The 14,263-nt window shown below is 74.1% G+C and carries 14 protein-coding genes; 10 read left to right on the forward strand and 4 right to left on the reverse strand.

What is annotated here, in order from left to right; genetic code table 11:
- Positions 1–49: 49 nt before the first annotated feature.
- Positions 50–1,072, reverse strand: coding sequence for a GlxA family transcriptional regulator (locus AOK00_RS25710; RefSeq protein WP_055602634.1), 1,023 nt, complete (start codon positions 1,070–1,072; stop codon positions 50–52).
- Between the two features lie 72 nt (positions 1,073–1,144).
- On the opposite strand from AOK00_RS25710, the gene AOK00_RS25715 reads away from it, so the two are divergent.
- Positions 1,145–2,512, forward strand: coding sequence for an MFS transporter (locus tag AOK00_RS25715; RefSeq protein WP_055602635.1), 1,368 nt, complete (start codon positions 1,145–1,147; stop codon positions 2,510–2,512).
- 8 nt (positions 2,513–2,520) lie between these two features.
- Here AOK00_RS25715 and AOK00_RS25720 read toward each other — a convergent pair whose 3' ends face one another.
- Positions 2,521–3,435, reverse strand: coding sequence for an AraC family transcriptional regulator (locus tag AOK00_RS25720; protein WP_055602643.1), 915 nt, complete (start codon positions 3,433–3,435; stop codon positions 2,521–2,523).
- A 100-nt stretch (positions 3,436–3,535) separates the two neighbouring features.
- On the opposite strand from AOK00_RS25720, the gene AOK00_RS25725 reads away from it, so the two are divergent.
- Positions 3,536–4,546 (forward strand): zinc-dependent alcohol dehydrogenase family protein, encoded by a 1,011-nt coding sequence (locus AOK00_RS25725; protein ID WP_055602636.1) that lies wholly within the window; start codon positions 3,536–3,538, stop codon positions 4,544–4,546.
- Positions 4,547–4,562: 16 nt separating this feature from the next.
- Here the strand turns inward: AOK00_RS25725 and AOK00_RS25730 are convergent, their stop codons facing one another.
- Positions 4,563–6,062: an aldehyde dehydrogenase (NADP(+)) gene (locus AOK00_RS25730; protein ID WP_301554228.1), complete on the reverse strand. Its 1,500-nt coding sequence runs from the start codon at positions 6,060–6,062 to the stop codon at positions 4,563–4,565.
- Between the two features lie 154 nt (positions 6,063–6,216).
- Here AOK00_RS25730 and AOK00_RS25735 point away from each other — a divergent pair, with 154 nt between their 5' ends.
- A complete protein-coding gene (locus AOK00_RS25735) occupies positions 6,217–6,987 on the forward strand; it encodes an IclR family transcriptional regulator (RefSeq protein WP_055602637.1) in 771 nt (256 codons plus the stop codon).
- A 55-nt stretch (positions 6,988–7,042) separates the two neighbouring features.
- Here AOK00_RS25735 and AOK00_RS25740 read toward each other — a convergent pair whose 3' ends face one another.
- A complete protein-coding gene (locus tag AOK00_RS25740; RefSeq protein WP_055602645.1) occupies positions 7,043–7,540 on the reverse strand; it encodes a cupin domain-containing protein in 498 nt (165 codons plus the stop codon).
- A gap of 175 nt (positions 7,541–7,715) precedes the next feature.
- On the opposite strand from AOK00_RS25740, the gene AOK00_RS25745 reads away from it, so the two are divergent.
- The 7 genes from AOK00_RS25745 to AOK00_RS25770 form a co-directional block, all read left to right on the forward strand.
- Positions 7,716–8,711, forward strand: a complete 996-nt coding sequence (locus AOK00_RS25745; protein WP_055602638.1) for a hypothetical protein — start codon at positions 7,716–7,718, stop codon at positions 8,709–8,711.
- Positions 8,708–9,955 (forward strand): sensor histidine kinase, encoded by a 1,248-nt coding sequence (locus AOK00_RS25750; RefSeq protein WP_055602639.1) that lies wholly within the window; start codon positions 8,708–8,710, stop codon positions 9,953–9,955. The genes AOK00_RS25745 and AOK00_RS25750 overlap by 4 nt, the downstream gene beginning before the upstream one ends.
- Entirely contained in the window at positions 9,952–10,611 is a 660-nt protein-coding gene (locus AOK00_RS25755; RefSeq protein WP_055602640.1) for a response regulator transcription factor, read from the forward strand. The genes AOK00_RS25750 and AOK00_RS25755 overlap by 4 nt, the downstream gene beginning before the upstream one ends.
- Positions 10,612–10,786: 175 nt before the next feature.
- On the forward strand, positions 10,787–12,235 hold the full coding sequence (locus AOK00_RS25760) for a peptidoglycan D,D-transpeptidase FtsI family protein (protein WP_055602641.1): 1,449 nt from the start codon (positions 10,787–10,789) through the stop codon (positions 12,233–12,235).
- Positions 12,236–12,484: 249 nt separating this feature from the next.
- Positions 12,485–12,865 (forward strand): hypothetical protein, encoded by a 381-nt coding sequence (locus AOK00_RS25765; RefSeq protein ID WP_055602646.1) that lies wholly within the window; start codon positions 12,485–12,487, stop codon positions 12,863–12,865.
- Complete coding sequence (locus tag AOK00_RS39200) at positions 12,862–13,026, forward strand: hypothetical protein (protein ID WP_159041852.1); 165 nt, start codon at positions 12,862–12,864, stop codon at positions 13,024–13,026. Before AOK00_RS25765 ends, AOK00_RS39200 begins: the two co-directional genes overlap by 4 nt.
- Positions 13,027–13,074: 48 nt before the next feature.
- On the forward strand, positions 13,075–14,263 hold a 1,189-nt coding region (locus tag AOK00_RS25770; protein ID WP_055602642.1), incomplete at its 3' end, for an MFS transporter.

Consider the following 14,263-nt stretch of genomic DNA (forward strand, 5'->3'; position numbering starts at 1 on the left):
ACTCCCTGCGCCGGCACCTCCTGGGCAGAACGGGCCTCACCACGAGCGCCTACCGGTCCTCCTTCAGCCGCCTGCCGGCCGCGGCGGGCCCGTCCGCGGCCGGCAGGCGGCTGAAGGAGGACCGGTAGGCGCTCGGGGTGAGGCCCGTGCGGCCCAGGAGGTGCCGGCGCAGGGAGTCCCCCGTGCCGAGGCCGCTCGCGCGGGCCACCCCGTCCATGGCGAGCGAGGTGGTCTCCAGGAGCTCCTTCGCCCGCTCCACGCGCTGGTGCAGCAGCCACTGGAGCGGGCTGACCCCGGTCTCGGCGTGGAAGCGGCGGGAGAGGGTGCGGACGGAGACGCCGGCGTGCCGGGCGAGGTCGGTGAGGCCGAGCGGTTCGTCGAGGTGTTCCATCGCCCACGCGCGCGTGGCGGCGAACGAGACCCCGCGCTCGGGCGGCAGCGGGGTCTGGGTGAACTGGGTCTGGCCGCCGGGCCGCACGGGCGCGACGAGGGCGAGCCGGGCGACCGTGTTGGCGACGGCGGCGCCGTAGTCGGTGCGGATGACGTGCAGGCAGAGGTCGATGCCCGCCGCGTACCCGGAGGAGGTGAGCACGGGCCCGTCCTGGACGAACAGCACGTCGTCCTGGAGCTCGACGGCCGGGTGGCGGGCGGCGAGCAGCGAGCTGTACGCCCAGTACGTCGTCGCGGCCCGGCCGTCGAGCAGTCCGGCCTCGGCGAGCGCGAAGGCGCCGGTGCAGATGGAGGCGATCCGGCTGCCGGCCGTGGCGGCGCCGCGCAGCGCGGCGAGGATGCGCGGGTCGGGATCGGTGTACGAGCCGCTGCCCGCGAGGACCACGGTGTCGGCCCCGGCGACGGCGTCGAGGCCGTGCGGGACGACCAGGTCGAGACCGCCGGTGGTGGTGACGGGCCCGGGGTCCGGGGCGCAGATGACCGTCTCGTACCCGGGTGCGCCGTCGATCTCGACCTTGCCGAACAGCATCTCGGGGATGGCCAGGTTGAACATCGAGACGGGCGGGGCGGCGATCACGGCGACACGGCGGACGCGGGGCGGGGGTGCGGACTCGGCTGTCATGTGGCCAGAACCTCCGGGCATATGGCATTCCGGTCACTACTGTACGGCCCAGCCGATCATGAAGCTGGGGGCATGCCCTCAACAGACCTCGCCGAAGTTGCCGTTGCCGCCCCTTCTCCCGTCCCGAAGTCCCCCGGCCCCGCCCTGGCCGCCGCGATGCTCGGCTTCGCCCTCATCACCCTGGACACCTCCGTCGTGAACGTCGCCCTGCCCGCGATCGGCGACGATCTGCGGGCCGGGATGTCGGGGCTCCCATGGGTGGTCGACGCGTACACCCTGCCCTTCGCGGCGCTGCTGCTCTCCAGCGGGGCGCTCGCCGACCGGTTCGGGGCGAGCCGGGCGTACGGGATCGGGGTCGTCGTCTTCGTCCTCGCCTCGGCGGCCTGCGGTCTGGCCCCGGGACTCCCGGCGCTCCTGGCGGCGCGGGCGGTGCAGGGGGTGGCGGCGGCCGTGATGCTGCCGGCCTCGCTCGCGCTCGTACGGGAGGCGTACGGCGATCCGGGGCGGCGGGCGCGGGCGGTGTCGCTGTGGGCGGCGGGCGGCACGGTCGCGGTGGCGCTCGGCCCGGTCGCGGGCGGGGCGCTGACCACGGCGTGGAGCTGGCGGGGCGTCTTCTTCGTCAACCTGCCGCTGGGGCTGCTGGCGCTCGCGCCGCTGAGCCGGGTGGCGCGTTCGGAGCGCAGGCCCGCCCCGTTGGACCTGCCGGGGCAGCTGACGGCGATGGCGGCGCTCGGGGCGCTGACCTTCGCCGCCATCGAGGGCGGTACGGAGGCGTGGTGGGCGCTGGGGATCGCGGGGGTCTCGTTCGCCGCTTTCCTGCTGATCGAGACGCGGCGGAGGCACCCGGTGGTGCCGCTGGGGCTGTTCCGGAACCCGACGGTGGCGGTCGCGGTGGCGGCGGGCTCGGCGAACAGCGTGGCCTTCTACGGGACGCTGTTCGTCTTCAGCCTCTTCTTCCAGCAGGTGCTGGGTCTCTCGGCGCTGGCCGCCGGACTGATGTTCCTGCCGATGACGGGGCTGCTCGCCGGGGTGAACATCCTCTCGGCGAGGGTGGCGGCACGGTACGGGGCGCGGCTGCCGATCGTCCTCGGCCAGGCGGTCGCGGTGGCGGGCCTGCTGGGCCTGCTCACGGTCGACGCGCACACCCCACGGGTGGCCCAGGCCCTCCTCCTGGTCCCCCTCGCCCTGGGCGCGGGCTTCTCGCTGCCGCCGCTGATCGCCTCGATGATGGAGGCGGTCCCGGCGGACCGCGCGGGCACGGCGGCGGGTCTCCTGAACGCGGTCCGGCAGACGGCCGGCGCCCTCGCGATCGCGGTCTTCGGCTCCCTGGCGGCCGCGTCGACGGAGTCGGCCCTCCGCACGAGCCTCCTGATCAGCGCGTCCTTCCTCGCCCTGACGACTGTGGCCTCCCTCCGCCTGCCGGGCCGCCGGGGCCGCTGAGCGGGGGGTCAGGCGCCCTTGCGGTAGCGGCCCGGGGCCATCCCGTACTCCCTTTTGAAGGCCTTGGCGAAGGCGAACTCCGAGGAGTATCCGGAGCGTTCGGCCACCGCGCGGAGCGGGAGGTCGTCCGTGCGCAGGAGGCGGCCCGCCGTCGTCATGCGCCACCAGGTGAGGTAGGCGAGGGGGGATCGGCCGACGTGGGCGGTGAAGCGGCGGGCGAAGGCCGCGCGGGAGAGGCCGCCGAGGGCGCCGAGTTCCTCGACGGTCCACGCTCTGGCCGGGTCGGCGTGGAGGGCCCGGAGGGCTCCGGCGACCACCGGGTCGCTCAGGGCGGCCGACCAGCCCGTGGAGCGGTCGGCGCACACGCTGAGCCACCACGTGCGCAGCAGGTAGAGCAGCAGGGTGTCGAGCAGGGCGGGCACGATGGCGTCGGATCCCGGCTGGGGTTCGGCGAGTTCGGCACCGAGCAGGTCGACGGCTGCCCGCAGCCGGGGATGGGCGCCGACCCGGGCGGGGAGGTGGACGTACGGCGGCAGCTCGGTGAGGAGCGGGTGGGCGCGGGCCCGGCTGAGCTGGTAGGCGCCGCAGAGGAGCAGGGTCTCCTCGGCGCCGACGGGCCCCCGGTCGGGCACGGTGGGCCAGGAGCCGTCGGCGGCCGGCAGGGCGTCGACGAGCGGGGTGCCGGGCCGGTCCGCGAGGCCGTGGCCGGTGCCGTGGGCGAGCAGGACGACATCGCCGGGTCCGAGCCTGACGGGGGCGCCGTCGTCCGGGGGGATGAGCCAGGCGGTGCCCTGGAGGACGACGTGGAATCCGGCACCCTCGCTCGCCGGGAAGCGGATGCCCCAGGGGGCGAAGTTGACCGTGCGCGAGGAGTGCGGCCGTCCGGTGCGCATGGCGGCGATGGCATCGCTCAGTACGTCCATCCCGGCACCGTACTCCTCGTCGATGAAGGCAGGACGATCGGACATGCAGGGGAGCCATGGAGACATGGATCGTCTTGTCACAGGCTTCTACGGTCGAGGCATGACGACGACAACAGGCACGACGACCAAGGCGGTTCTCTTCCACGAGCTCGGTGGCCCCGAGGTGCTGACGGTGGAGGAGGTGGCGCTGCCCGCCCCCGGGCCCGGGGAGGTGCTCGTACGGGTCGAGGCGATCGGACTCAACCGCGCCGAGGCGCTGTTCCGCGAGGGCACCTACTACTACCGGGCGACGCTGCCGGGTTCGCGGCTCGGTTACGAGGCGGCCGGCGTGGTGGAGGCGGTCGGCGCGGGCGTCACCGCGCACGCCCCGGGCGACCCGGTGATGGCGGCGGCCAACTTCGACTTCGGGACGTACGGCGTGTACGCGGAGCGGGTGGTGCTGCCGGCGGAGTACCTGGTGGCCCGGCCCGAGGGGGTGGACGCGGTGACGGCGGCGGCGGTCTGGCTCACGTACTTCACGGCGTACGGCGGGATGGTGCTGACCGGCGGGCTGCGCCCCGGCGACCACGTGGTGATCACGGGCGCGTCGAGCGGCGTGGGGACGGCCGCGATCCAGACGGCGCTGCGGATCGGCGCGGTGCCGATCGCCACCACGCGCGGCGAGGGCAAGCGGAGGCGGCTCCTGGAGCTCGGGGCCGCGCACGTGATCGTGACGGACACGGAGGACGTGGTGGAAGAGGTGCGGCGGATCACGGGTGGGGCCGGCGCGGACCTGGTGTTCGACGCGATCGGCGGGCCCGGTTTCGCCCGGCTCGGGGACGCGCTGCGGCCCGGTGGCACGGCCGTGCTGTACGGCTTCCTGGACCCGAGGCCGGTCGAGCTGTCGATGAACTGGCCGCTGACGACCCACGGATACAACAACGGGGTGCTCGCCGGGACCGAGAAGGGGCGCCGCCGCGCGGCCGGGTTCATCGGCTCGGGACTGCGCAACGGCTCCCTGGCGCCGGTGATCGCCGCGACCTTCGACGGTCTGGAGCGGATCACCGACGCCCATCGGCTGATGGAGTCCAACGCGCACCTCGGGAAGATCGTGGTGCGCGTCGGGGCGTGACCGCCGGTGGCCGGGCTCAGTGGCGGGGCAGACCCAGGGGGTTGTCGTCGCGGAGCTCCGGCGGGAGCAGGTGGCCGGGGGTGGACTGGTAGGTGACCGGGCGCAGCCAGCGCTCGATCGCGGTCGCGCCGACCGAGGTGGCGGTGGAGGTGGTGGCCGGGTAGGGGCCGCCGTGGTGCTGGGCGGCGGCGACGGCGACGCCGGTGGGCCAGCCGTTGACGAGGACGCGGCCCGCGAGCGGGGTGAGCTCGGCGAGGAGCGGGGCGGCGTCCTCGTCCTGGCCCTGCTCGGCGATGTGCAGGGTGGCGGTGAGGTTGCCGGGCACCCGCGCGAGGGCCTCGGTGATCTCCGTGCGGGAGTCGTAGCGGGCGACGACCGTGACGGGGCCGAAGCACTCCTCCGTGAGGTCGCGGTGGTCGCCGTCGGCCAGGGTCCGGACCGTGACCGTGACGAAGCCGGCCTTGACCGTGTGCGGGCCGCCGGGCTCGGGGTGGACCGGTGCGGTGACGCCGTCGCTCATCGTCATCTCGTAGGTGCGGGTGAGGAAGGTGCCCCGCATCCGGTGGTCGAGCATCACGGCCGGCTCGGTGTCGCGCAGGGCCTCCGTCAGCGCCCCCACGAACCGGTCGCCCGCCTCGCCCGAGGGGGCCAGGACGAAGCCGGGCTTGGTGCAGAACTGGCCGGCGCCCATGGTCATGGAGCCCGCGAGGCCGGCGCCGATCTCCTCGGCCCGCTCCTCGACGGCGGCGGGGGTGAGCACCACCGGGTTGAGGGAGCCGAGTTCGCCGTGGAAGGGGATGGGGACGGGCCGGGCGGCGGCCGCGTCGAAGAGGGCCCGTCCGCCGCGCACCGAGCCGGTGAAGCCGGCGGCGGCGACGAGCGGGTGGCGGACGAGTTCGACGCCCGCGTCGAAGCCGTGGACGAGGACGACGACGTCCTCGGGGAGGCCGGCCTTGGCGGCGGCCCTGCGCAGCAGCGCGGCGCAGAGTTCGGAGGTGGCCGGGTGGTCGGGGTGGGCCTTGATCACCACGGGGCAGCCGGCCGCGAGGGCGCTCGCGGTGTCGCCACCGGGGACGGAGAAGGCGAGCGGGAAGTTGCTGGCGGCGTAGACGGCGACGACGCCGAGCGGGATCTTCCAGCGGCGCAGGTCGGGCCGGGGCGGGATGGCTCCGGGGTCGGGCAGGTCGATCCGGATGTCGAGGAAGGAGCCCTCGTCGACGACCTCGGCGAAGGCCCTCAACTGGGCAGCGGTACGGGCGAGTTCGCCGTTGAGGCGGACCGGACCGAGGGCGGTCTCGGCGTCCGCGGTCTCGACGATCTGCTCACCGGCCTCCTGGAGGAGGTCGGCGGCGGTCCGCAGGAAGGCGGCCCGTACGGTCCGGTCGGCCAGGGCCTCACGGACCGCGTACGCGGCCCGCACGGACCGGTCGACGTCCTCCGCCGTGGCCTCCACCGCGACCTGCTCGCGCGGCTTCCCCGTCCGGGGGTCCACACTCCACACTGGTTCTGCCGCCACTGCCACGCCCCTGTTCGCTATTCTGAACACAGTTCCCGTAGATGAACGCATCCGTACGGGACTCTAGGGACGGCCCAGCCGTCTCCACAAGGGGCACCGCCCGGCCGGACGGCCGGCCGGGGGACGACGGCTCGACGGAAAAGGGGCGAGGGTCATGACGACTGCCGACGCGGGCGGAGCGCAGGTGAAGTCCGCGGTGCGGACCGTGGAGCTGCTCGAATACTTCGCCGGACGCCCGGGGATGCACTCGCTCGCCGCCGTCCAGGAGGCCGTCGGCTACCCCAAGTCCAGCCTGTACATGCTGCTGCGCACCCTGGTCGAGCTGGGCTGGGTGGAGACGGACGCGACCGGCACGCGGTACGGCATCGGGGTACGGGCGCTGCTCGTCGGCACCTCGTACATCGACGGCGACGAGGTGGTGGCAGCCTCCCGGCCCACCCTGGACCGGCTCTCCGACGACACCACCGAGACCATCCACCTGGCACGGCTCGACGGTACCAACGTGGTGTATCTGGCGACCCGCCAGTCCCAGCACTACCTGCGGCCGTTCACCCGGGTCGGGCGCCGGCTGCCCGCCCACTCGACCTCGCTCGGCAAGGCGCTGCTCGCCACCCACACCGACGACCAGGTGCGCAAGCTGCTCCCGGAGACCCTCCCGGCGCTGACCGAGCACACCATCACCGACCGCGAGCAGCTCATCGAGGAACTCCGCGTCATCCGCGAGCAGGGCATCTCGGTGGACCGCGAGGAGAACACGCTGGGGCTGCGCTGCTTCGGCGTCGCCATCCCGTACCGGACCCCGGCACGGGACGCGATCAGCTGCTCGGTGCCGGTGGCGCGGCTCACCCCGGCCCACGAGCAGATGATCAAGGACGCGCTCTTCGACGCGCGGGACCGGCTGACGCTGGCGACCCGCCGCCTCTGACACGCGGTCGCGCGCTCACACGGTGACGCACTCACGCCGTCACGCAGTCACACGGTCACGCACGCTCGGCGAGCGCCTTCTGCCAGACCGGGCTGTCCACGTAGTGGTTGTCGTACTGCTCCGAGGACGTCTTGATCTCCTCGAAGCTCGCCTCGCCCCGCATGACCCGGCCGAGCAGACGCAGGTAGTCGAAGCGGGCCATGCCGGGGGTGAAGACGAACAGCACGTCGGCCTCGGCGCCGGGCGCGGCCGCGAAGGCGTGCGCGGTGTGCGGCGGGACGAGCAGGAAGTCGCCCTTCTCCAGGACGGACAGCTCCTCGCCGACGAGGACCTGGAGCGAGCCGTCGATCACGTAGAACATCTCCGACGCCTTGGTGTGGAAGTGCGCCGGGGCGCCGACCGCTCCCTTCGCGAAGGTGGAGCGGTAGCTGGTGAGCTGTCCGCCGGTGGTGCCGGAGTCGGCGAGCAGGGTCATGACACTGCTCGGGTCCGCGGTGGTCTCGGCGGTGGCGGCGCGGGTCAGGAGCGGGGCGAAGGGCGCGTTCTCGTTCATGATCACTACTCTAGGAGGTCATTGACCCCTTGGAAGGGTTCAATTGATCTAGAAGAACGTGGGTCAATTCCGGCGTCCCGCGCCCCTCGGCCGACCTCCGCCTCCCCCGTGCGGCGGAGGCGGATCACCGGTGGGCAGGACGTGCCGCCCCGGGTCCCGGTACGAGCCTGGAGCCATGACCAAGACCGAGCTCCTCCCCTCCCCCGCGCCCCGCGCCGGGGACCGCCCCGGCCCCGCCCGCCGGGCCCTGCGCCTGCTCGCGATCCTCGCCTGCCTCCCGTACATCTCGCTCAAGGTCGCCTGGGTGGCGGGCAGCGAGATCGGCATCCCCGCCGGGAGCGTGCTCCTGGAACACCGGCAGCTGCTGGCCGTCGCCAACTCGGTCTCGGTACTGGCCGACGTCCTCGTGATCGTCCTCGCCCTGCTCCTCACCCAGCCCTGGGGGCAGCGGGTGCCCGCCTGGCTCCTCGCGCTCCCCATGTGGGCGGCGACCGGACTGCTCGCCCCGATCATGACCGGCTACCCCACCCAGCTCGTGGTCGCCCTCCTCACCGGCGACGAGCAGACCGCCGCGCCCGCCGAACCCTTCCTGCACTCCTGGGTCTTCGCCGTCGTCTACGGCGGCTTCATCCTCCAGGGCCTCTCCCTCGGGACCCTCTTCGCGCTGTACGCGCACGAGCGCTGGGGCCACCTCTGGAGCGGCCGGCTCGGCGGACTGCCCGCCCGCACCTCCGGGCCAGGGGTACGGACCGCCGCCCTGGCCGCCGCCGTCGTCGCGCTCCTCCCCCTCACGACCCACGTGATGTGGCTGTCCGGCTCGACCGAGGGCCTGTCGCCCCGGCAGATCGCCGAGCGTGACGCCGACTCCACCGTGCTGGAGTTCCAGGGGAGCGTGTTCGTCGTCGTCGCCGTGGCCTTCACCCTGCTCCTCGTCCTGCGACGGCCCGCCCCGCTGAAGGTGCGTACCGTCCTCGCGCTCGCGTGGACCGGCTCGGGCGCGGTGGGCTGCTGGGGCGCCTACATGTCGCTCGTCGCGCTGATGCCGGAGACCGATCCCGCCAAGCAGGTCACGGCCCTGACGCGGCTGACCTACGCTGGCGAGATGATCACCGGACTCCTTCTCGCCGCCTGCCTGGCCGCGGTCCTGCGGCGACGGAGCGCCGAGGCGTGAGACGGTGCGCGGTCGCCCTCCTCGGGCAGCGGGCCAGGCGGCGCTGGCTCCATCTGATCGTGGGCGGCGCGCTGTTCATGCCGTTCTGGATGGTCGGCTCCGTGGTCGTCGGGGCGCTGCTCGGCGCGGGCGGCCTGTTCACCGGAAGCCTCGCGGTGCAGTTCGGGGCGTACGCGGTGGGGCTTCCGCTGGTGGCGGTCGCCGCGCTGTTCCCGCTGGCCCGGCCGATGTCGGTGGCGGCGGCGCGGGCGCTCTGCGGGGTGCCCGCGGACCGGTTCGCCGACGGCCCGGCCCACGGCAGGGAGGCGAAGGCCCGGACGGCCGGCTGGTTCACGCTGCACCTGGGCGCCGGGGCGCTGGTCAGCGGCGCGACCCTGGCGCTTCCGCCGTTCGCGGTGTCCGTGCTGGCACTGCCGTTCTCGCCGGCGCTGCGAGAGTCGGAGTTGGGCCGGCTCTGGGGTCTCGACCGGCCCTGGTGGAGCTGGGCCGCGATCCCGGCGGGGCTCCTGATGCTGCTCGCGCTCGCCGCCGTGGCCGCCGCCACCGGGGCCCTGCTCGCCCGGCAGGCGCCCCGGCTGCTCGGGCCGAGCCCGGCGGACCGGCTCGCGGCGGCCGAGCGGCGCGCGGCGGAGGCGGAGTCCCGCAACCGGCTGGCCCGGGAGCTGCACGACTCGGTCGGTCACGCGCTGAGTGCGGTCACCCTCCAGGCGGGCGCGGCCCGCCGGGTCCTGGACGGCGGCGACGGGGCGGACCTGGGGTTCGTCCGGGAGGCACTGACCGCGATCGAGGAGACCACCCGGCGCACGGTCGGCGAGCTGGACTGGGTCCTCGGGCTGCTGCGGCGCGACGAGGACGCCGGGGAAGGACCGGGGCCCGGGCCGGGGCTCGACGCCCTGGAGGCCCTGGTGCGGGGCGCGGGGCCGAAGGTGGCGCTGACGGTGTCCGGCGACCTCGCCCCCGTACCGGAGACGCTGTCCCGGGAGGCGTACCGGATCGTTCAGGAGGGGCTGACGAACGCGGCCCGGCACGCGGGCGGGGAGCCCGTGACCGTACGGCTCGACGCCCGTACCGAGGAGTTGGAGATCACCATGGAGAACCCCCTGCCCGCGCGGCCGCCGGCCGCCCGCCCGAACGGCGGGCGCGGCCTGCGGGGCATCGCCGAACGGGCCCGGCTGCTCGGCGGCACCACCGAGGCCGGTCCGGCGGACGGCGTCTGGCGCCTCGCGGTCAGGGTCCCCCGATGAGCGCCCCCGTCAGGATCGTGCTCGCCGACGACGAGCGGATGGTACGGACGGCCCTGCGGGTCATCCTCGACGCGGAACCCGGCCTGGAGGTGGTCGGCGAGGCGTCCACCGGCGCCGAGGCGGTGTCGGTGGTGCGGGCCGAGCGGCCGGACGTCGTCCTCATGGACGTACGGATGCCGGAGATCGACGGCATCCGGGCCACCGAGCAGATCCTCGCCGGGATGGCGGAGCCGCCCCGGATCGTGGTGGTGACCACCTTCGAGAACGACGCGTACGTCTACGACGCGCTGCGCGTCGGCGCGGCCGGCTTCCTCCTCAAGCGGGCGGCGGCGGAGGAGCTGGTGAGCGCGGTCCGGCTGGTCGCCCGGAGCGACTCGCTGCTCTACCCGGCGGCGGTACGCGGCCTGGCCGCCGAACACGCCCGCAACCGGCCGCCGGTGGCACCGCCCTGGGTGGCGCGGCTCACCGAGCGGGAGGCGGAGGTGCTGCGCCTGGTGGCGACGGGCCTCACGAACGCGGAGATCGCGGGCCGGATGGGCGTCGGCGCGGCCACGGTCAAGACGCACGTGGCGTCGGTCCTGGCGAAGTCGGGCGCCCGCGACCGCACGCAGGCGGTGATCCTGGCGTACGAGTCGGGGTTCGTCCGGACGGGGTGACGGCGAGCGCCCGGGAGCCCGGCTCGCACGGCGGGATGACGGCGAGCGCCCGGGAGCCCGGCTCGCACGGCGGGGTGACGGCGGCCACACGGAGGCCCGCCCCGCATGAAGGTTCGCTGAGAAACCGGCCACATCCGGAACGTCCTCCACCGAGCCGTTCGTCCCCACAAGTGCGATGAACAAGACGATCAGGCGCACCTCGGTCTTCGTGCTGCTCCTGGTGCTCGCCCTGCTGGGCCGGGCCACCTGGGTGCAGGCGTACGAGGGGAAGGCGCTCGCGGACGACAAGAACAACCGGCGGAAGACGATCGCGCAGTACGCGCAGCCGCTCGGGAACATCGTCGTGGCCGGTTCGCCGGTCACCGGCTCGAAGAAGACGGAGGGAACGGACCTGGAGTACCGCCGTACGTACACGGACGGCGAGCTGTACGCGGCGGTGACCGGATACAGCTCGCAGGCGTACGGCGCCACCCAGCTTGAGGGCATCTACTCCGACGTCCTCGACGGCACCGACGACCGGCTGAAGAACCCCCTCGACGCCCTCACCCGCAAGCAGCAGCAGCCGGGCACGGTCGTCACCACGATCGACCCGGACGTCCAGAAGGCCGCCTACCGGGCGCTCGGGGACACGAAGGGCGCGGCCGTCGCCGTCGACCCGGCCACCGGCCGGGTCCTCGCGATGGTCTCGACCCCGTCCTACGACCCGTCGAAGATCTCCGGGACCACGGACGGCGACGACTGGAAGGCACTGACCGCCGACGCGGACAAGCCCCTGGTCAACCGGGCCCTGCGCCAGCCGCTGCCGCCCGGCTCCACGTTCAAGCTGGTGGTCGCCGCCGCGGCACTCGAGAACGGTCTGTACGGCTCGGTGGACACGGCGACGAAGAGCCCCGACCCGTACACCCTGCCGAACACCCGGACCGTGCTGAAGAACGAGAACGCGTCCGCGCCCTGCGAGAACGCGACGATCCGCACCGCGCTCCGCTACTCCTGCAACAACGTCTTCGCCAAGATGGCCGCCGACCTGGGGCAGGACAAGGTGAAGACGATGGCCGAGAGGTTCGGCTTCAACGACACCGAGCTCGACGTACCGGTCCGCGCCTACGCGAGCGTGTACCCGTCCGGCATGGACAAGGCGCAGACGGCGCTGACCGGCATCGGCCAGTTCGACGTGACCGCCACCCCGCTGCAGATGGCGATGGTGTCGGCGGCGATCGCCAACGACGGTCTGCTGGCCGCCCCGCACATGGTGTCGAAGGTCGTCGACTCCGACGGCGACCCGCTCACGACCTTCAAGGACGGCGACAGCGAACGGATCGTGTCCTCGTCGACGGCCGAGCAGCTGCGCAGCGCGATGCGGACCGTGGTCGAGGAGGGCACCGGCACCAACGCGGCCATCGGCGGGGCCGAGGTCGGCGGCAAGACGGGTACCGCGCAGCACGGTGAGAACAACAGCAAGACGCCGTACGCCTGGTTCACCTCGTACGCGAAGGACCCCTCGACCGGGAAGCAGGTCGCCGTCGCGGTGCTGATCGAGGACTCGGGCGCGGCCCGCTCCGAGGTCAGCGGCAACGGTCTGGCGGCGCCGGTGGCACGGAAGATGATGGCGGCGGCGCTGAAGTGAGGCGGCCGGGAGCCATGGGGCGAGGTGCGCGGAAGCCGTGAAGGGACGTGCGCGGGAGCCGTGGGGCGACGCGCGCGGGAGCCAGAAGTGACGTGAGCGGGGCCCCGATTGGCCGTCCGGGCCCGTCACACGATATGCAGGGTCACGCTCACATCGAGCACGCATTCGAACCGTGAATGCGAACCACCGATCCTGTTCACCTCTCGGAGGACCGCCGTGCGCCTGCCCCGTTCCCTGTCCGGCTGGACCATGGCGGTCTTCGGCGTGCTCGCCGCCGCGCTGGGCGTGGTGGGCCTGGCCGTACCGGACGCGCTGCTGACGGTCATGGGCTTCGAGCCGGTGCCCGACGGCGGGCGTGCGGACGGCGACCACACCCTGGTCTTCCTCACCGCCTCCTCGATGGCCGCGCTCAACATGGGCGTCTACTACGTCCTCGCGGCGCTCGCCGACTGGAAGCCGTTCTTCCGCTGGACGGTCCCCTTCCGGCTCCTCACCTGCGCGGTCTTCACCCTCGCGGTCGTCAGCGGCCGCGCCCCGGCCGGCTTCCTGGGCGTGGGCCTGTGGGAGGGCCTGGGCGCGGTGGTGACGGGGGCGGCGCTGCGGTACGAGAGGCGGAAAGCGGAGAGGTGACGGAACCGCAGCTCGACTCCGTCGCCCGGGGCTCCCCGGAGCACGCCCACGGAACGGCCACGGACGTACCGGGTCACCTGCGGGCCGTGGAGGCGCCGCTCGCGATCGAGGGCGGCGCTGCCCCGGCCCACGAGGGGGACGGCGCCTCCCCGGCCCTGTAGGGAAGATGCCCGATCCCCCGGGGCCACCTCAGGGACCAGCCTGTCGCCATGCGCTGGTATCTGACAGGTGTCGTCGTGTCCGGATTCGGCACGACGGCGATGTGGCTGGTCTCCGGGATCTGGGTCAAGTCGCTGACGGGCTCCGACAGTCTCGCGGCCCTGGCCGCCTTCGCCCTCTGGGCGCCCGTGCTCCTCGGGCCGCTGCTCGGCACGCTCACGGACCGGGTGCGGCGGCGGCCCCTGCTGGTCGTCCTCGACCTGGCGGCGGCCGCGCTCCTCCCGGTCCTCCTGTGGGTGGACTCGGCGGACCGGGTGTGGCTGCTCTTCGCCGTCCTGGTCGTGTACGGGGCGCAGGGCGCCGTCCACGAGGCGGCGGAACAGGCCCTGGTCGCGACCACCATGGACGGGAAGCGGCTCGGCACCCTCAACGGGCTGCGGATGACCGCGAACGAGTCCACCAAGCTGATCGCCCCGCTCGTGGCGGCGGGCCTCTTCGCCGCGTACGGCGGTGGGGCCGTCGCGCTGCTCGACGCGGCGAGCTTCGCGCTCGCCGCGGTCCTCTTCGCGCTGATGCCCGTGAGGGAGGAGCGCCCGGCGCGGGCGGAGTCCCGGCACTGGTGGCGGGAGACCACCGAGGGCGCCCGGCTGCTCCGCGCCTCGCCGGTGCTGCGGCCACTGGTCGCGACGGGTGCGTTCACGATGCTGCTCGCCGGGGTGAACGGGGCCGCGGTCTACGCGGTCGTGGACCGCGGGCTCGGGCACGCCCCCGCGTACACCGGGGTGCTCTACGCGGTGCAGGGCGCGGGCTCGGTCCTCGCGGGCCTGGTCACCGGCCCGCTGCTGCGCCGAATCCCCGAGCGGTCGCTCGCCGCCGCCGGTCTCGGGCTGTTCGCGGTGGCGGTGGGCGTACGGGCGCTGCCGTACGAGGCGACGGCCCTGGCGGCGAGCGCGGCGATCGGCCTGGGGCTGCCGTGGGTCCTGGTGGCGGTGATGACGGCGGTGCAGCGGGAGGCGCCCGCCGAGGCGGTGGGCCGGGTGGCGGCGACCGCGCACACCCTGGTCATGGCGCCCAACGCGCTGGCCCTCGCCCTCGGCGCGGGCCTGGTCGCCCTGGTCGACGTCCGCGTCCTGCTGCCGCTGCTCGCGCTCGCGGGGACGGGAGGGGCGGCGGTGGTCGCGGTAAGGGGGCGGCGCGGGCGCGACTGGGAGACGCCTACGCGGCACGCGTCCGTCCCGG

It is taken from the genome of Streptomyces aureus (assembly GCF_001418135.1).
GTDB classification, from domain to species: Bacteria; Actinomycetota; Actinomycetes; order Streptomycetales; family Streptomycetaceae; genus Streptomyces; species Streptomyces aureus_A.

Coding starts and splice junctions, on each gene's coding strand:
- AOK00_RS25720 (WP_055602643.1), bottom strand. CDS start 3,435: ATGGACGTACTGAGCGATGCCATCGCCGCCATGCGCACCGGACGGCCG.
- AOK00_RS25760 (WP_055602641.1), top strand. CDS start 10,787: ATGAACAAGACGATCAGGCGCACCTCGGTCTTCGTGCTGCTCCTGGTG.
- AOK00_RS25725 (WP_055602636.1), top strand. CDS start 3,536: ATGACGACGACAACAGGCACGACGACCAAGGCGGTTCTCTTCCACGAG.
- AOK00_RS25765 (WP_055602646.1), top strand. CDS start 12,485: ATGGCGGTCTTCGGCGTGCTCGCCGCCGCGCTGGGCGTGGTGGGCCTG.
- AOK00_RS25735 (WP_055602637.1), top strand. CDS start 6,217: ATGACGACTGCCGACGCGGGCGGAGCGCAGGTGAAGTCCGCGGTGCGG.
- AOK00_RS25745 (WP_055602638.1), top strand. CDS start 7,716: ATGACCAAGACCGAGCTCCTCCCCTCCCCCGCGCCCCGCGCCGGGGAC.
- AOK00_RS25710 (WP_055602634.1), bottom strand. CDS start 1,072: ATGACAGCCGAGTCCGCACCCCCGCCCCGCGTCCGCCGTGTCGCCGTG.
- AOK00_RS25740 (WP_055602645.1), bottom strand. CDS start 7,540: ATGAACGAGAACGCGCCCTTCGCCCCGCTCCTGACCCGCGCCGCCACC.
- AOK00_RS25715 (WP_055602635.1), top strand. CDS start 1,145: ATGCCCTCAACAGACCTCGCCGAAGTTGCCGTTGCCGCCCCTTCTCCC.
- AOK00_RS25755 (WP_055602640.1), top strand. CDS start 9,952: ATGAGCGCCCCCGTCAGGATCGTGCTCGCCGACGACGAGCGGATGGTA.